Genomic DNA, 17,664 nt, shown 5'->3' on the forward strand with positions numbered 1-17,664 from the left:
TAGCTTCCTTTTTTCACAAATTAACAAAGGTAGTTGCGCTTTATATTGCTCATCTAATTAGGCATGTTAAAGTGAGTGCAGCTAACATAAGAACGTATTTCAAAGGTCATCCAGCCTCATGTTTAAAAAACTCCGTGGTATTTTTTCAAACGATCTATCGATCGACTTGGGTACAGCCAATACCCTTATTTATGTAAAAGAAGAAGGGATCGTACTTAACGAACCTTCAGTAGTCGCTATTCGTCAAGAACGCGCTGGTGGACCTAAAAGTGTCGCTTCTGTGGGTACAGAAGCCAAACAAATGCTAGGGCGTACACCGGGTAATATTAAAGCGATTCGCCCAATGAAAGATGGCGTAATAGCCGACTTTTATGTAACCGAAAAAATGTTACAGCATTTTATAAAACAAGTGCACAACAATAACTTTATGCGCCCAAGCCCGCGTGTACTTATTTGTGTACCGTGCGGTGCTACCCAAGTAGAAAAGCGCGCAATCCGCGAATCAGCAATGGGTGCTGGCGCGCGTGAAGTGTACCTAATTGAAGAGCCAATGGCCGCAGCAATCGGTGCAGGACTACCCGTATCAGAAGCAACCGGCTCTATGGTTGTTGATATTGGTGGTGGTACTACCGAAGTGGCTATTATTTCATTAAATGGGGTTGTTTACTCATCGTCTGTGCGTATTGGTGGCGATAAGTTTGATGAAGCCATTATTAATTATGTGCGCCGTAACTTTGGCAGCCTAATAGGTGAAGCAACGGCTGAAAATATCAAGCATCAAATTGGTTCTGCGTTTAAAACAGACGAGCCAATTGAAATTGAAGTACGCGGTCGTAACTTAGCCGAAGGTGTACCTCGCTCGTTTACGCTTAACTCGCACGAAATTTTAGAAGCGCTCCAAGAGCCACTAATGGGCATTGTAAGTGCCGTAATGGTTGCACTGGAGCAGTCTCCACCTGAACTTGCATCAGATATTTCAGCTCACGGTATGGTTTTGACGGGCGGTGGTGCGCTATTAAAAGATTTAGATCGTTTATTAATGGAAGAAACAGGCATTCCTGTGGTTGTTGCCGACGACCCACTTACGTGTGTAGCACGTGGCGGCGGTAAAGCACTTGAAATGATTGATGTTCATGGTGGTGACGTTTTTAGTTACGATTAATGAAATTACTGTTTGGACAAACCATCTCTTTGCAACTGCGACTTTTTGTCGCAGTGCTTTTGAGCATAGTGCTCATTGCGGGCGATAAGTTTACACAAGGCGGCACGGTTGTGCGTACAAGCCTTAATACACTTGTCAGCCCATTAATTTACGTTGCCAACCTACCTTACGAAATATTTAGCTTAGGCGCTAAAAGCCTACACACTCGCGACCAGCTACTGAGCGAAAACGAAGCACTGAAAAAAAAGCAAATGCTACAAAGCGAGCAATTGCAGCAATACCAATTTTTAGCTCGCGAAAACCAAAAGCTACGCGCGTTACTTGGCTCATCGGCTAAGCAATCTAATCGTAAAAAAATAGCCCAGGTGCTTTCTGTACATTCAAACCCTTATAGTCATCAAGTAGTTATTAACCGCGGTACCACCGACGGCCTAAGCGAAGGCCAAGCGGTAATTGATGAAATGGGGGTTGTTGGCCAGTTAACAAAAGTAGGCTCTACCACATCACGCGTATTACTCATGACCGACACAACCCATGCCACGCCGGTACGTATATTACGAAACGACGTACGCACTGTAGTTGAAGGCATAGGTAAAATTAACGTTGTAAAGCTTTCGCATGTACCTCATAGCCTTGATGTTCGCATTGGCGATGTACTTGTGACCTCAGGACTTGGCGGTACGTTTCCAGAAGGGTATCCGGTGGCGGTTGTCACCGAGATAAACCGTGATGAAGGACGCCCATTTGCCCAAGTGTTTGCCGAGCCAATTGCACAGCTAGACCGCATTCGATTGTTGGTTATTTTATGGCGCAATCAACAGGAGCAAATCAGCGATGATTAATCGTTATTCATTGTTAATTGCCCTAAGCATCTTTTTTGCTTTAATTATGGCATTAATGCCATTGCCTTTTTCGTTTGAACCCTTCAGACCCGACTGGGTGTTACTGGTATTAATGTACTGGTCGCTGGCAGTGCCACATAGATTAAATATTGGTACCGCGTGGGTTGTTGGCTTATTAATGGACTTAGCCTTAGGCTCGCCATTAGGAGTAAACTCACTCACGTATTCTATTTGCATATTTGTGACTGCAAGTAACTTTCAAAAAATACGTAACTTCTCGCTTTGGCAACAAAGCTTATTAGTGGGTTTATTTTTAACCTTGTATCACTTAATGCAATTTTGGCTAAATCACTTTTTATTAGGTGTTTACTTTAACCCACAATACCTGTGGCCAGTGGCAACCGGTATGGTTAGTTGGTTTTGGGTCTTTTTACTTCTTCGTAAATACCGTAGACATTTTAGGATCAGGTAATGACAACCGCAGTATATTTGGCATCGGCTTCCCCTCGACGTAAAGAGTTATTGAGTCAGTTAGGCATTGAGTTTGAACAATTTAGTGTAGATGCAGACGAAACCCCACTTGCAAATGAGCAGCCTCATGCATTGGTTGAGCGCTTAGCCCGCTTAAAAGCGCAAACAGGCGTAGCGCTTGGTTACACAGACCGCCCAGTGCTGGGTAGTGATACTGTAGTTGTTATTGATAACGAATCGCTGGGTAAACCACGCGACAAAAACGATTTTATTACAACGCTTAAACGTTTATCGGGTAATACACATCAAGTGCTAACGGCGGTTGCTTTTGCTACACAAACAGATGTACTGAGTTGTGTCGTAAGTACCGATGTAACGTTTAAAACCCTCAGCGATGAAGAAATAAATGCCTATTGGGAATCTGGTGAGCCACAAGATAAAGCCGGCGGTTATGGCATTCAAGGCTTAGGTGGTCGCTTTGTTACACACATTGCGGGTAGCTATTTTGCTGTTGTAGGCTTACCTTTATACGAGACCGAACAATTATTACAAGCATTCTTAAGAAGGTAACATGAGTACAGAATTACTAATAAATGTCACGCCAAGTGAAAGCCGTGTTGCCCTAATCGAAAACGGTGTATTACAAGAAATTCAACTAGAGCGCATAGGTAACCTAGGAATTGTTGGCAACATATACTTAGGAAAAATAAGCCGCGTATTGCCAGGCATGCAAGCAGCTTTTGTTGATATAGGCCTAGAAAAAGCTGCTTTTTTGCATGCATCAGACATAGTTAATAGCGCCTCTATCGTTGAGGGTGTAGATGACGAGCCAATTAAAAAGGTTCAAGACATACGTGAGCTAGTACGCCAAGGCCAATACATTATGGTGCAAGTGGTTAAAGATCCACTAGGTACAAAAGGGGCCAGGCTTACCACCGATATCACTATTCCTTCTCGCTATTTAGTGTTTATGCCAGATGCAACGCATGTAGGTGTAAGCCAACGCATCGAAACAGAAGAAGAACGTGCGCGGCTTAAAAAAATAGTGGCAGAATACGGCGACGACAACGGTAGCTTTATTGTCCGTACTGCAGCTGAAGGGGCCAGTGAAGCGGAGCTAAGACACGATGCTGAATTTTTACAAAAACTGTGGCAAAAAATTGTATCCCGTCGTCAAAAAACTAATAAAGCCAGTATATTACATGAAGACTTAACGCTTGCATTTAGAACTCTTCGTGACTACGTAGGTGAGGATATGGAGCGCATAAGAGTTGACTCTAAGCTAACCTACCAAGAACTAAAATTGTTTACTGAAGAATTTGTACCTTTGCTTTCGCAGGCACTTGAGTACTACCCTGGTGAGCGTCCTATTTTTGATTTATTTGACGTTGAAACCGAAATTCAAAAAGCATTGCACCGCAAGGTTACGCTCAAGTCGGGGGGGTATTTGATTATCGACCAAACCGAAGCGATGACCACAGTTGATGTAAATACCGGCGCATTTGTAGGGCATCGTAATTTAGAAGAAACTATTTTTAACACCAATGTAGAGGCCACATCAGCCATTGCTAGGCAGCTACGACTGCGTAACTTAGGTGGTATTATTATTATCGATTTTATCGATATGATCAGCGAAGATCACAAACGCAGAGTATTACATTCACTAGAATCGGCGTTATCAAAAGACCGTGCAAAAGCCAACATAAATGGCTTAAGCGCATTAGGACTAGTAGAAATGACCCGAAAGCGCACTCGCGAAAGCCTTGAGCATATTCTGTGTGATGTATGTCCTGCTTGCTCTGGGCGTGGCTCACAAAAAACAGTTGAAACCGTATGCTATGAAATACTGCGCGAAATAGTGCGTGTTAACCGTGCCTATGATGCCGATAAATTTATGGTGTATGCAGCGCCTGCAGTAAGTGAAGCCTTACTCAACGATGAGTACCATAACCTAGCCGAACTTGAACTATTCATTGGTAAACAGGTCAATATCCAAACAGAGAGCCTATACAGCCAAGAGCAGTTTGATGTGGTAATGATGTAATGAAAACAAAAGCGGTCTGTTTTTTTTGTTTTAGAAAGTTATGGCAAACCTGCGCCATAATTTTAGTATTACTGGCCGTAATTGTTTCTATTTTAAAGTACACCTTACCTTATGCAAACGACTACAAAGGCGACATAGAAACCTACCTGCACGATAAATTTGCCATTAGTCTTTCTATAGGCGCAATCTCTGCCAGCTGGCATGGCGCAGGCCCAGCCTTGGTATTAGAAGATCTGTCCTTTAAGGATAACGAAACAGCGCCCATATCGCTTACTATTGCCAAAACAAGCCTAGAACTTAACTTATGGGAGAGCATTAAAGCCTTTCAGGTAAAGTCTAATTATTTTGTTATTAATGGCTTTCATACCAGTGTAAATATTCAAAATTTATTTAATAACACCAACAACGATGACGTCTCGTTTGAGCAAAAAGAGTTAATTGAAGAGTTGTTTTTAGGAGATACAGGGCATTTCGCTATTGAAAATTCGAGTATTAATTTTATTTTAGAAGATGGTAGAGAGCGTAAATTATTACTCGAAAACATAGTATGGCAAAACCAAGATGAACAACACTTAGGCAGCGGCAGCCTGGCTTTGCCAGGTATTAGTGTGGGTAGCTTTGACGCACGTATCGCGCTTAGTGGCAAAACTATAGAGCAGATTGCAGGTGATATTTACGTACAAGCAAATAGCGTAGATGTATCTAACTGGTTAGCGCAATATATTAATACTGAAAAACAACAGCTTTACACCGACATAAACTTAAAGTCTTGGCTTAAGCTCGAAAATGGGTTTATCAGCGATGTAAAAATGCAGTGGTTACCGAGTTTTGTGCACTGGCAAAATAACCAGCAAGCCAAGCAAGTGAGCTTAAGCGAAGGGGGATTTCATTTATTTCCTGAGGCAAATGCTTGGCACTTAAAAAGCACGGGTCTGACATTTAGTAATAACGACACAACCTGGCCCAGTCTAGAATTTGAGGCAAACTTAGGTAAGCAAAATAAGGTGTGGCTGCAGCAGGTTGATCTTTCTTTACTGAGTAACTTGGCGTCGTTAACTAATTTTGAAGCATTACAGCCACTTTTAAACCGCAAACCAAGTGGCTTCATCGATCAAGCCTACCTAGAACTTAATCCTGATGAGCAATGGCAGTTATGGTTTTCAGCTAATAAAATTGGCTGGCAAGAAGTCTCTGGTATTCCCGCAGCGCAGGCACTTAGAGTCTCGGGGCTTATAAATCAGCAGCGTGGGCGAGTGCAGCTATTTGGCGAAAACGGCACTTTAATAACCGGCGATAGTTTCAGTAAAAACATTGATTACAACCAAATTAATATCGATCTGGATTTAGCAAAAACAGATAATTACTGGTCTGTAAGCAGTAATAATATTTGGTTTGATAATAACGAAGTTACTTTAGCTGCGGAGCTTAATCTAAGCCTTAGCGACGATCCGCGTTTAGATCTTTATGCAGAAGCCTATGCAGAGGATGCAACAGTAGCCGGTCACTACTTTCCTTTAAAGGCTATGAGCTCTCAACTTGTAAGCTACTTAAACGGCGCAATAAAAGGGGGCGAAGTAGCTAAAGCGCAAGTATTATTTGCAGGCCCGTTATCTGGCTTTCCTTTTACTGATGGCAGCGGCCAGTTTGATGTACTTGCGCAAATAGACGATGCAACCTACGCGTTTGACCCTGAGTGGCCAGCGGTGAGTAATGCTAATGTGCAACTGCATTTTGCTAACGAGCGAATGGATATTTACAGCCAGCAAGGCCAGTTAGTTAATTTAGAAGTAGGCGATAGCGTGCACGTTAGTATTGCCGATTTAATGCATGCTGATGAGCTTATTGTACAAATAGATAAACGCGCGCAAATGGAAAAACTGCATAACTTTTTTGCCGCCACGCCGATTGCAAACCCTCTGGCTAATATTTTTGAGGTGGTACAGGGTAAAGGTCAAGCTGATGCAAGCGTAACACTTTTAATTGGCTCTAAATTTAAAGGTGGAGCGAGTGTAAGCGGTAAAGTTAAACTAAACGATTTACCTGTTTATATTGCAGCCCCAGGTATTGCGCTTGAAAAACTAAACGGCGAGCTTAGTTTTGAAAACGATACAATTAGCATGCAAAACGCCAGTGCTACATGGTTGGGTATGCCGCTTAGCATTAACTATAATAGTGCAAGCGAAGCTCAGCAGTACGCCGCTAATATTGATATAACGGCGCTGTTAAACGCAGATACGCTAACAACCCAGGCGCAAGGCGTGCTGAAAGGGTACCTAAGTGGGCAAAGTGAAGTTGATATAGGCCTTTCCCTTAATTTTACCGAGCAAGGCTTTAATTATCGCGCTCAGGTTAGCTCAGAGCTACGCGGCTTGACGAGCACATTACCTGCGCCTTATGGCAAAACAAGTGAGCAGGTTTGGCCGTTAACGGGCGTTGTGCAAGGCGATGATATTTCAAATCTTATTACGGCTAATGCTAATCAGCAGCTCTATTTTAATGCGATTTTAGAAAACGGTCAGCCGCAATTTAGTAATATGCATATTGTACTTGGCGAGCAAGATTTAGGGCTAAATCAAAAAGATTTAAGCGTTAATATCAATCTTGAACAAACGCAACTCGAAGCATGGTTTGAATTAATAGATCAAATAATTAAAGCTGCTCAAACGGAGCCTGGCCAGCAGTCTAAGGGTATTATGCCGCCATTAAATGAAGTGGTTGCGCATATTGACAAAGTTAATGCTAGCGACATTATTTTTAACGATTTTGAAATGCGCTTAGCACCCCAGCAAAACGACTTATATTTAAAGCTTAATGCCAAAGAGCTGCGTGCTGGCGTGTTTATTCCCAGCTCTCAACCAAGCCAGCCGATACGTATAAATAGCGATTACTTAAGACTTAACTTTGCACCTAAAGCAGAAGAAAATCTTGAGATCACCGATGTACTGCCAGAGCAAAACCTAGCGTGGCTTAACACAGTCCCTGCTATTGAATTTGAATGTGCAGATTGTAAAGTGGCCAATTACCAGCTTGATAAAGTGAGCGCTTCGTTGGTCGGGGAAGGCGACAAGCTTACTATTTCTGAGCTTGTGGTTGATAAGGGCGATCATATTTTACGTACCAAAGGGCAATGGCAAGGTGGCTTTACGCAATTTAATGGTGAGCTTAAAAGTGACGATATAGGCGCGCTATTTGATGAATTTGATATCACCACCGCCATAAAAGATTCTAAAGCCGATATTAACTATAATCTTGCTTGGCAAGGTGCCCCGTATGACTTTGATATACCAAGTTTAGGCGGTGAAGTTAAATGGGATTTAGGCGAAGGTCACATTGCTGAAATAAGCGATGGGGGCGCGCGCGTATTTTCGTTACTTAGCCTTGACTCGCTAGTGCGTAAATTAAAACTCGATTTTAGAGACGTATTCTCAAAAGGCTTTTTTTATAACAGCTTACAAGGCTCTATGCAGCTAGATAAAGGCATAGCCTACACTAAAAATACCAAAATGGATGGCGTGCCTGCCGATTTAACGATTAACGGCTATGCTAATTTAAACACCCTTGAAATAGATTACGATTTAGCAGTGGCACCGCAAGTAACATCCAGCATTCCAGTTATTGTGGCTTGGATGGTTAATCCTGTTACGGGGCTTGCTGCACTCGCGCTAGATAAAGTGATTCACTCAGCAAGGGTGATATCTGAAATTAACTTTAAAGTAACCGGTAAAATGAACGATCCAGTAGTGCAAGAGCTTGATCGTAAAAGTAAAGAAGTGACCTTACCGCAAGCTGCACAAAATCAGCCCCAAGCAGCCAGTACGCTCAAGCTTAAAGATGCCGCGGTAACAGCAACACAATGAGTACACTAAACGCCAATATTGTTGCTTTGCAAATGTGCTCAGGCACTAACCCTGATGAAAACTTAGCAACCCTCGCTGATGCCTTAAATAAACTACCCGCAACGAGACCAATGCTTGTGTGTTTACCCGAGGCGTTTTTAGTATTTAGTAAAAGTGGCTATGATACGCTAGCGGTTGCTAAACGCATTACACACTACAAGCAGCAACTTAGTGCATTGTGTAAAAAGCATAATATTTGGTTAAATGCGGGCACTATCCCCGAGCCACATAAAAATGATAAATACTTTGCGGCTTCGCACTTATTTAATAGCCAAGGTGAATGCGTAGCCACGTATAATAAAATGCATTTATTTGATGTTGATGTGGCCGATAAAACCGCTAGCTACCGAGAGTCAGACTTTACCCAGGCAGGCGACGATGTGGTAGTGGTTGCTACACCGTTTGGTAAAATTGGCTTAACAGTGTGTTATGATTTGCGCTTTAGTGGATTATTTAGCGCACTTGTACGCCAAGGGGCAGAAATAATTTTAGTGCCCAGTGCATTTACAGTCCCTACCGGGCAAGCACATTGGCAACCCTTATTAAGGGCACGTGCAATAGAAACGCAATGTTACGTTATTGCAGCGGCGCAGTATGGAACGCATCAAAATGGCCGCCAAACATACGGCCACAGTATTATTATTTCACCGTGGGGCGAGCAAATAGCAACGCTTAAAAGTGGGGTAGGGTTTATAAGCGGTTACGCCGACCTAAACCAATTAAATAAAATTAGAAGAGATATGCCCGTGCAATCTCATCAACGATTTAGAGAGCATTTATTATGAATTCGGTTGAACAGCATTTATTACACGACAGCCAGCTAAATCGAGAAGAACTCGAAAAAACGCTCGGGTATATTCATCAGCACAAAGTGGATTACGCCGATTTATACTTTCAATCAAGCCATCATGAGTCATGGGTGCTTGAAGATGGCTTAGTAAAAGAAGGCTCTTACAATGTAGAGCGTGGCGTAGGTGTACGTGCCGTTAGTGGTGAAAAAACAGGTTTTTCTTACTCTGATGCCATTAACCTTGAAGCGTTAAACAAAGCCGCAACGGCGGCTCGTAGCATTGCCGATGCAGGCGAAGATAAAACCATTAAAGTATTTAGTGATGTGAAAGCAAAAGAGCAATTTGCCCCGCATCAGCCAATATCAAGCATGAGTGACAGCGATAAAGTCAGTTTATTGCGTGAGCTTGAAAACTACATTCGCGAACTCGCCCCTGATGCGCAGCAAGTAATTAGTTCAATGTCGGCGGTATATGAAGAGGTATTAATTGCTGCCAGCGATGGCACGTTTGCTACCGATATACGCCCGCTTATTCGTTTAAACTGCTCCGTTTTGCTTGAAAAAAACGGTCGCCGTGAACGTGGTGGCGCAGGGGGCGGTGCACGTTTAGATTATGGTTACTTTAAAGAGCTAGTTGAAGGCAAGCCACGTTGGATGGGCTTTGCAGAAGAAGCCGTACGCCAGGCTAAAGTAAACCTAGAGGCAATTGATGCACCGGCTGGCACAATGGAAGTTGTACTTGGTAATGGTTGGCCAGGTGTGTTGCTACACGAAGCGGTAGGGCATGGTCTTGAAGGCGACTTTAACCGTAAAGGCGCGTCGGCATTTAGCGGTAAAGTGGGGCAAAAAGTAGCGTCTGAGCTGTGTACTGTAGTTGATGATGGCACCATGGCCGATCGCCGTGGTTCACTTAACGTTGATGATGAAGGCACACCTGCAGCTTATAACGTACTTATCGAAAACGGTATATTAAAAGGCTACATGCAAGATAAGCTCAATGCGCGTTTAATGGGCGTAAACCCAACCGGTAATGCACGTCGTGAGTCGTATGCGCATTTACCTATGCCACGTATGACTAACACCTACATGCTAGGGGGCGAGCATAGCCAAGCCGATATTATCAGCTCAGTTAAAAAAGGGGTATTTGCACCAAACTTTGGCGGCGGCCAAGTAGATATTACGTCAGGTAAGTTTGTATTTAGCGCATCAGAGGCGTATTTAATTGAAAACGGTAAAATTACCCAGCCAATTAAAGGCGCAACGCTAATTGGTAATGGCCCAGAGGTTATGCAGCATATTTCTATGGTAGGCAACGATTTAGCCCTTGATAAAGGCGTAGGTGTCTGTGGTAAAGATGGCCAAAGCGTTCCTGTAGGGGTAGGTCAACCAAGCCTTAAAATAGACCAACTTACAGTAGGTGGCACCGCATAAAACAATAAAGCGCGAAGCAATTCGCGCTTTATAGGTTAGCAATGCGAGGTTTACGCCTCGCTTTGATCTTCTTTATTTTTCTTCGCTTCTTCGTACCACAAATCCATAAAGCTCTCAGTTAACTTATGCTCAATCTCAAGGGCCTTATTAGTTGGGCAAAATAGCGTAAAGTTTGCTTTAAACTCCCCAAGCTCTGTAGTGCTAAAATGTATTACAGGTTCAGGTCCTGAAATTTTAGCATCTAACTTACGCTCTATCATTGAGTTGTAACGGCTTGCTACTTCTTCAAACTCTTCACAGTATTGCTTCGCTTTTTCGGTGAGTGGTGCGTGAATAGGGTAAGGGTTAAAACTTTCTCTTCTTACTATTGTAAAGTGATGGGTGGCAAAACGTTTTACAAAGTTTAAATTTTTTATAGAGCTGGTAATAAGCTTGTTGTTAGGGATGTATATAGTTTTACGTGAAAATTGATAAGTGTGAATATCAATTTCATGTAAGGTGGTTTTTATCCAATCAGTCTCGGCCACTTCGCCAAAGTAATCACCTACTTGTATCCAGTCACCCACTCTAAATGGGCGCGTCGTAACAAGGTAAAAAAAGCCGATAACGCACTGTATAAACTCGCGAGTTGCAAGCACTATAGCCACCGCAAACGCAGCAATAGACAGCGCAAAATTTTGTATTTCGGTCGACCATACAAATAGCAGCGACAACACCATAACAAAATTAATAAAGTGCTTAATATTATGAGTGATGTAACGAATATCTTTTTCTTTTTTTTCAGCGCGGTTTCTTGCCAGTTTATCAACCAGTACTTTAAGTACGAAGGCAATGGCAAGCACGAATAGCGACACTAAAAAAGGGTGCATGAGTATGTCTTTAATCATAACGTCCAAATAGGAGAAGGGATATGCACGCTAAGTATATTGAGTAATCAATCCAATTAGCAAATTTAACCTACATAAAATAACGTATACCAATTGTGTTAGGTTATGAGTCATTTATAGCAGCAGGCAAATAGCGTGATAACAGGCATAAATTTTAATATGTAGTTACTCTACTTAAGATACTTATAATGCCGTTAGCGCTTTATTTAGCACGCCTAAATGACTAAATATTTAATTTAGTTGCTAATACTTAGCGGCTGGCTGTTTGCTGTGTAATAGAGACCTGCGCGTGTTTAGCGTGTTTTAGGCAAAACAATACAAGCTCAATAGCAGCGATAAAAATAAGTGTATATCCTAGGGTTTCTATGCCTTCCTCAATAATGTTTTTAACTACCCGAACGTAGTGTTCTCCCATCACTGAGTGCCAAAACTCGCCCTTACCCATCATTCTCGAAAATGCGAGTAAGGTCACTAAGCCAGATAGGCAAATACCATAGCTCGGTGTTTGCGCATAAGCTTTTAAGGAGCGGTAGATAAAGCCTCGCTGGGTTTTTAAATAGAATATTACGCCCCCTAACAGCGTGTACACGATAGTTTGCCACGCGCCATCAAACACATACATATCTAGGTAAGTATCAAATTCTCTGACAAACATAGCAGCTGATAATGCAGCCAGTAACAAAGCGGCTATTTTAAGCTCAGAGTGAATACGTGAGGCGTAGAAGAAAAGCAGGCAACTCAACAAGGTTAAAATATCTTGCATGTGTTCGGTTAGGGTTTCTTCACTGTAAAGTGCGTTTTGCTGTAAATCAAAGCCTTCAAGTTGAATTAAAAAAGCCACACCTGCTAAGCATAGTAAGTAAATAAACGATCGCAATAAGAACATATAAAAACCTAATTTGAGAACAATGCGCGGCAGTTTAATTGCAAAAATGGACAAAAGCCAAAGCATTCTCGAAACTTTTACGTTATTTATCTGTCTAATCTTATCACTGTTAAATTAATGGGTTGGATGTTTTTTTTGTGTGTTTATGATGTGTTATTTGTAACGCTATGAGTTGATTAATTGATCAATATACGTATAAGCATGCAAGTATAAAAAAGCCCTTACGCAAACAGAGTAAGGGCATTTAATGTTATAGGCCGGATATGCCTAGCGCATTGTTACAAACTCTTCAGAGCCTGTCGGATGCAGCGCAACCACGGCATCAAAATCAGCTTTAGTTGCGCCCATTTTCATTGCTACTGCAAAGCCTTGAATCATCTCATCAACAGCAAAGCCAATGCCGTGTAAGCCAACAACTTTTTCTTCAGGGCCTACACATACCAGCTTCATTGCACAAGGTTGGCGATGTTGCGTAACAGCTGTGTACATAGCGGCAAAGCCCGATTTATACACTTTCACGTTTTCTTCGCCGTGGCGAGCAATGGCTTCTTGCTCGGTTTCACCAATAGTGCCAATAGGTGGATGGCTAAATACCACGGTAGGTACAAGGCTGTAATCCATTTTTAAATCATCAGGGAGCTCTTTATTAAATAAGCGCTCTGATAGGGTACGGCCGGCTTTAACAGCGACAGGTGTAAGTTCAATACCGTGTTCAATAATATCGCCTACAGCATAAATACCAGGTACATTGGTGTTTTGATATTCATCTACTTTTACATAACCAGAGCTATTTAGCTCAACCCCTGCTGCTGCAATGTTAATAACATCAGTGCTTGGCTCACGGCCAATAGCCCAAATTACTTGGTCAACGTTTTGGCTGTAACCATTTTCAAAATGTATGGTTAAGCTACCATCACTTTCTTTAACCACTTCTTTAGGCGAGCACTCAGTATGTAGTGTCGGGCCTTCTTTTTTCATGATCTCTACAAGGGTATCAACCAGTAGCGTATCAAAATTACGAAGTGGCGCATGTTTACGTACAAATAAATGGGTTTCAGTGCCCAGACCATGCAATACACCGGCAAGCTCTACAGCAATGTAGCCTGCGCCAATAACTGCAACTCGTTTAGGTTGCTCTGTTAATTCAAAAAAGCCATTTGAGTCTATGCCGTATTCTGCACCGGGTATATTAGGTGTGTGAGGACGGCCACCTACTGCAATCAAAATATGATCAGCCGTGTAATGCTCGCCGTTTACTTCTACGGTTTTGCTATCAACAAATTTAGCAAACCCGTTAATTACGGTTACGCCATTGTTAGCTAAACCGTTGTCGTACCCTTTATGAATGCGACCAATGTAGGCTTCGCGGCTTTCAACGAGTTTGCCCCAGTTAAAGTCTTTTACTTCTACGTTAAAACCGTAATCAGGTGCATATAAATTAATTGCTTCAGCAACTTGTGCGCCATGCCACATTACTTTTTTAGGCACACAACCTACATTAACACAGGTGCCGCCCATATGTTTTGCTTCGATAAGTGCTACTTTAGCGCCACGCATTGCCGCACGGTTAGCAGAGGCAATACCACCACTACCACCACCAATCGCAATGTAATCAAAATGCTGAGCCATGTTTTATCCTCAAAAAAATATTTAACTATAATGTGCCGATGATAGCATATGCTAAGTGCAAGTCACCCAGCGCGGCGCGCTAAAAAGCTGATAAATACAACAAACGAAATTGTTTATTATGCGGATCAGTTTCATTCTAAGCTATATTAGACCCATTAATGGAGGCTTGTATTTCATCGTTTTGCCCCAACTTCAAATTCATAGTCATTTAAATTGAGAAAATTCATGAGCGAAGCACAAACAAATCCACTCATTGGCCTAGAAGGCTTACCCCCGTTTTCAAAAATAAAGCCAGCGTACGTAGTACCGGCACTAAAGCACGGTATAGAGCAATGTCGTAAAGCTATAGATGAGGTGCTAGCGAAAGGCTCGTTTACATGGAACGATTTAGTATTACCCCTTGAAGAAGCGGACGATAAACTCTCGCGTATGTTCTCACCGGTATCGCACCTAAATTCAGTCATGAATAACGATGAATTACGTGAAGCCTACGAGCAATGTTTACCACTTATATCTGAGTACTCAACGTTTGTAGGGCAGCATCAAGGTCTGTACGATGCGTATAACACACTTTATAACAGCGATGAATTTAAAACACTGAGCACTGCACAGCAAAAAACCATTACCAACGCCCTACGTGATTTTAAACTCTCAGGCATTGCCCTATCAGCAGATGACAAAAAGCGTTACGGCGAAATTAGCACGCGTTTATCTGAACTGGCCTCTAAATTTGGTAATAATGTAATGGATGCTACGCTTGCATGGCATAAGCATATTACCGATGAAAGCCAATTGGCAGGCTTGCCAGAGTCGGCCTTGGCGCTTGCCAGCGAAACAGCCAAAAGCAAAGGTTTAGATGGCTGGGTATTTACGCTTGATTTTCCGTCTTACTTACCGGTAATGACCTATGCAGATGATCGTGAACTACGAAAAGAAACCTACACGGCGTTTTGTACGCGCGCTTCGGATCAAGGCCCTAATGCAGGTGAGTTTGATAACTCAGACATTATGAAAGAAGAGCTTGCGCTGCGCCATGAACTAGCGCAGCTGTTAGGGTTTAATAACTATGCTGAAAAATCATTAGCAACTAAAATGGCAGAATCGCCTGCGCAAGTTTTCTCTTTTTTAGAAGATTTAGCAGCTAAGTCTAAACCTCAAGCAGAGCAAGAAGTAGCAGAGTTAAAAGCCTATGCTAAGAAAAAGCATGGTATAGCTGAACTAGAAGCATGGGATTTTGGTTACTACAGCGAAAAGCTTAAGCAAGAAAAATACGCCATTTCAGATGAAGTATTACGCCCTTACTTCCCTGCGGACAAAGTGCTGAGTGGTTTATTTGAAACCGTTAATCGCCTTTTTGGTATTCAGGTAAAAGAAGTCAGCGATTTTGACACTTACCATAGCGATGTGCGCTTTTTTGAAATTTTTGATAGCAGCAATACATTGCGCGGTCGTTTTTACCTTGATTTATATGCACGCGAACGCAAACGCGGCGGCGCTTGGATGGACGACTGCATGGGCCGCAAAGTGCGAGCCAGTGGTGAGCTACAAACCCCAGTGGCGTATTTAGTGTGTAACTTTAACAAAGCAGTCGGTGATAAACCGGCGCTATTTACACATGATGAAGTAACCACATTATTCCACGAGTTCGGCCACGGTATTCATCACATGCTCACCCAAGTTGATGCCGCGCCTGTTGCGGGTATCAACGGCGTTGCATGGGATGCCGTTGAGCTACCAAGCCAATTTTTAGAAAACTGGTGTTACGACGAACAAGCACTGAGCTTTATTTCAGGCCACTTTGAAACCGGTGAGCCATTACCAAAAGAATTACTTGATAAACTACTGGCTGCTAAAAACTATAATTCGGGTATGCAAATGCTGCGTCAAATTGAGTTTTCATTGTTCGATTTTAAAATTCACCACGACTACCAAGCAAATCAGGCGTGCCAAATTCAAGCGATTTTAAACGACGTTCGCAGCCGTACATCGGTTGTTAATCCGCCTGAATTCAACCGTTTTCAACATGGCTTTAGTCATATTTTTGCAGGCGGCTACAGTGCTGGTTATTACTCGTACAAGTGGGCTGAAGTACTCTCTGCAGATGCATTTTCTAAATTTGAAGAAGACGGTATTTTTAATGCCGAGACAGGCAAAGCCTTCTTAGAAAATATTTTAGAAAAAGGCGGCAGTGAAGAGCCTATGGCGTTATTTAAAAAGTTCCGCGGGCGCGAGCCAAACGTTGATGCGTTACTGCGTCACAGTGGTATAGCTGCATAAACAATTAGTTAACCTTATAAAGCGCCTATATGGCGCTTTTTTTATATTTTTTAATATATTGGACAATTGTTTTTAGTAATTTTAAGCACCCGTACTATGCTTTGTATATACATAGCAAAATGGACTAGGGCATGGCCAAGTTGGTACTGACAATTGATGACGATTTGTATGTTCATCGAATTATTGAAGAGGCTTTAGCAGGCTTTTGTAAGCTTATTCACGCTAAAGATGGTGAACAAGGATTTAAGCTAGCCAAAAAGCACACGCCCGACATCGTTTTACTCGATATAGAAATGCCCGGTAAATCAGGCTATGAAATTTGCCAAGCATTAAAAGCAGATGAGTCAACACACGATATACCTATTATGTTTTTGTCCTCTAAGGTGGAGCTTAACGATAGAGTAAAAGGCTACAGTGTAGGCGCGTCTGACTACATCATCAAACCCTTTAATACAGAAGAACTTATGGCGCGTATTAAAGTGCTTTATGAGTACCGACAGCAATGCGTAAAACTTAAACATGATGTCGCTAAAGCACAAAACACAGCGGCAATGGCCTTAGCTGAATCGGGAGACATGGGCCGTATAGTAAGGTTTGTAGGGCAAAGCTATCACTGTCATAACTTTCAGTCATTAAGCGAGCACTTACTTGCTTTTTTTACCCCGTTTAATTTAGATGTGGTCATTGTATTTTGGTATCAAGGGGGAAGCTATTTTTATAGTTTAGAAAGTGGTGTATGCCCACTCGAGCAAGAGCTTTTAGAGCAGCATCGCAATGCTAATCGATTTGTTGATATTGGTAGTAGCACCATTATTAACTACCCCAAAATATCTTTATTAATTAAAAATATGCCGGCTGATAATCGTGCTTTATACGGCCGCTATAAAGACTTATTCCCGCACATACTCGAGGTGACAAACGAAAAGGTCGTTGCTATGGAAAGAAACGAAAATAGCTTTGAGCAAGCCACTCAAATTAGCACTGCTTTGCAAGATATCGTAAAGCAACTTACCAGCCAAAATGTTGTACAAAATGACTACACCAGGCAGTTTATAGAGCAGTTGCATGAACTAAACTGCGCTATTAAACAAACACAAGCACAGGCAAACCCTGCAGATTTAACCTTATACATGTCTCAATTAGACGAAACGATGCAGCTGTTAGTAACCGCAAATAGTGATCTAGCGTTTATAAAATACCAGCTTAAACAAGTGACCGAGAGCCGCAACGAATTATTGTGTAACCTGCGTAGTAAAGTAGAAGAGGCCAGCTCACATAGTCTTGCGCATCAAAGCGATATAGAGCTATTTTAGTGCGTTAACGCTTGTTATACTGCAGCCGAAATTTTT

13 protein-coding genes are annotated in these 17,664 nt (G+C 42.2%); 10 read left to right on the forward strand and 3 right to left on the reverse strand.

Annotated elements, in window-relative coordinates; translation table 11 throughout:
- Positions 1-118: 118 nt before the first annotated feature.
- From AN391_RS06355 to tldD, 8 genes are read left to right on the forward strand one after another with little or no spacing between them, the layout of a single operon-like run.
- The gene (locus tag AN391_RS06355; protein WP_002958401.1) at positions 119-1,162 is read left to right on the forward strand and encodes a rod shape-determining protein; all 1,044 of its coding nucleotides are present in this window, start codon (positions 119-121) and stop codon (positions 1,160-1,162) included.
- Positions 1,162-2,004 carry a rod shape-determining protein MreC gene (gene mreC / locus AN391_RS06360; protein WP_024032490.1) on the forward strand — a complete coding sequence of 281 codons (843 nt, stop codon included), beginning with the start codon at positions 1,162-1,164 and terminating at the stop codon, positions 2,002-2,004. The genes AN391_RS06355 and mreC overlap by 1 nt, the downstream gene beginning before the upstream one ends.
- Positions 1,997-2,476: a rod shape-determining protein MreD gene (mreD, locus tag AN391_RS06365; RefSeq protein ID WP_004585757.1), complete on the forward strand. Its 480-nt coding sequence runs from the start codon at positions 1,997-1,999 to the stop codon at positions 2,474-2,476. Before mreC ends, mreD begins: the two co-directional genes overlap by 8 nt.
- On the forward strand, positions 2,476-3,045 hold the full coding sequence (locus tag AN391_RS06370; protein WP_055014626.1) for a nucleoside triphosphate pyrophosphatase: 570 nt from the start codon (positions 2,476-2,478) through the stop codon (positions 3,043-3,045). The genes mreD and AN391_RS06370 overlap by 1 nt, the downstream gene beginning before the upstream one ends.
- Position 3,046: 1 nt before the next feature.
- The gene (gene rng / locus AN391_RS06375; protein ID WP_055014627.1) at positions 3,047-4,519 is read left to right on the forward strand and encodes a ribonuclease G; all 1,473 of its coding nucleotides are present in this window, start codon (positions 3,047-3,049) and stop codon (positions 4,517-4,519) included.
- Complete coding sequence (locus AN391_RS06380; RefSeq protein ID WP_055014628.1) at positions 4,519-8,376, forward strand: YhdP family protein; 3,858 nt, start codon at positions 4,519-4,521, stop codon at positions 8,374-8,376. Before rng ends, AN391_RS06380 begins: the two co-directional genes overlap by 1 nt.
- Positions 8,373-9,200, forward strand: a complete 828-nt coding sequence (locus tag AN391_RS06385) for a carbon-nitrogen hydrolase family protein (RefSeq protein WP_055014629.1) — start codon at positions 8,373-8,375, stop codon at positions 9,198-9,200. Before AN391_RS06380 ends, AN391_RS06385 begins: the two co-directional genes overlap by 4 nt.
- Positions 9,197-10,636 carry a metalloprotease TldD gene (gene tldD, locus AN391_RS06390; RefSeq protein WP_055014630.1) on the forward strand — a complete coding sequence of 480 codons (1,440 nt, stop codon included), beginning with the start codon at positions 9,197-9,199 and terminating at the stop codon, positions 10,634-10,636. Before AN391_RS06385 ends, tldD begins: the two co-directional genes overlap by 4 nt.
- Positions 10,637-10,686: 50 nt before the next feature.
- On the opposite strand, the gene AN391_RS06395 is transcribed toward tldD, so the two are convergent.
- The 3 genes from AN391_RS06395 to gorA all read right to left on the reverse strand — a co-directional run bounded on the left by AN391_RS06395 (position 10,687) and on the right by gorA (position 14,038).
- Positions 10,687-11,523: a mechanosensitive ion channel family protein gene (locus AN391_RS06395; protein WP_055014631.1), complete on the reverse strand. Its 837-nt coding sequence runs from the start codon at positions 11,521-11,523 to the stop codon at positions 10,687-10,689.
- Between the two features lie 250 nt (positions 11,524-11,773).
- Positions 11,774-12,409, reverse strand: a complete 636-nt coding sequence (locus tag AN391_RS06400; RefSeq protein WP_055014649.1) for a hypothetical protein — start codon at positions 12,407-12,409, stop codon at positions 11,774-11,776.
- A gap of 267 nt (positions 12,410-12,676) precedes the next feature.
- Positions 12,677-14,038, reverse strand: a complete 1,362-nt coding sequence (gene gorA, locus AN391_RS06405; protein WP_055014632.1) for a glutathione-disulfide reductase — start codon at positions 14,036-14,038, stop codon at positions 12,677-12,679.
- Positions 14,039-14,263: 225 nt separating this feature from the next.
- Between gorA and prlC the strand changes: the two genes are divergently transcribed.
- Entirely contained in the window at positions 14,264-16,315 is a 2,052-nt protein-coding gene (prlC, locus tag AN391_RS06410) for an oligopeptidase A (protein WP_055014633.1), read from the forward strand.
- A 131-nt stretch (positions 16,316-16,446) separates the two neighbouring features.
- Entirely contained in the window at positions 16,447-17,628 is a 1,182-nt protein-coding gene (locus AN391_RS06415; protein WP_055014634.1) for a PleD family two-component system response regulator, read from the forward strand.
- Positions 17,629-17,664 lie beyond the last annotated feature (36 nt).

It is taken from the genome of Pseudoalteromonas sp. P1-13-1a (genome assembly GCF_001401875.1).
GTDB lineage: Bacteria > Pseudomonadota > Gammaproteobacteria > Enterobacterales > Alteromonadaceae > Pseudoalteromonas.

Coding starts and splice junctions, on each gene's coding strand:
- AN391_RS06355 (WP_002958401.1), top strand. CDS start 119: ATGTTTAAAAAACTCCGTGGTATTTTTTCAAACGATCTATCGATCGAC.
- mreC (WP_024032490.1), top strand. CDS start 1,162: ATGAAATTACTGTTTGGACAAACCATCTCTTTGCAACTGCGACTTTTT.
- mreD (WP_004585757.1), top strand. CDS start 1,997: ATGATTAATCGTTATTCATTGTTAATTGCCCTAAGCATCTTTTTTGCT.
- AN391_RS06370 (WP_055014626.1), top strand. CDS start 2,476: ATGACAACCGCAGTATATTTGGCATCGGCTTCCCCTCGACGTAAAGAG.
- rng (WP_055014627.1), top strand. CDS start 3,047: ATGAGTACAGAATTACTAATAAATGTCACGCCAAGTGAAAGCCGTGTT.
- AN391_RS06380 (WP_055014628.1), top strand. CDS start 4,519: ATGAAAACAAAAGCGGTCTGTTTTTTTTGTTTTAGAAAGTTATGGCAA.
- AN391_RS06385 (WP_055014629.1), top strand. CDS start 8,373: ATGAGTACACTAAACGCCAATATTGTTGCTTTGCAAATGTGCTCAGGC.
- tldD (WP_055014630.1), top strand. CDS start 9,197: ATGAATTCGGTTGAACAGCATTTATTACACGACAGCCAGCTAAATCGA.
- AN391_RS06395 (WP_055014631.1), bottom strand. CDS start 11,523: ATGATTAAAGACATACTCATGCACCCTTTTTTAGTGTCGCTATTCGTG.
- AN391_RS06400 (WP_055014649.1), bottom strand. CDS start 12,409: ATGTTCTTATTGCGATCGTTTATTTACTTACTATGCTTAGCAGGTGTG.
- gorA (WP_055014632.1), bottom strand. CDS start 14,038: ATGGCTCAGCATTTTGATTACATTGCGATTGGTGGTGGTAGTGGTGGT.
- prlC (WP_055014633.1), top strand. CDS start 14,264: ATGAGCGAAGCACAAACAAATCCACTCATTGGCCTAGAAGGCTTACCC.
- AN391_RS06415 (WP_055014634.1), top strand. CDS start 16,447: ATGGCCAAGTTGGTACTGACAATTGATGACGATTTGTATGTTCATCGA.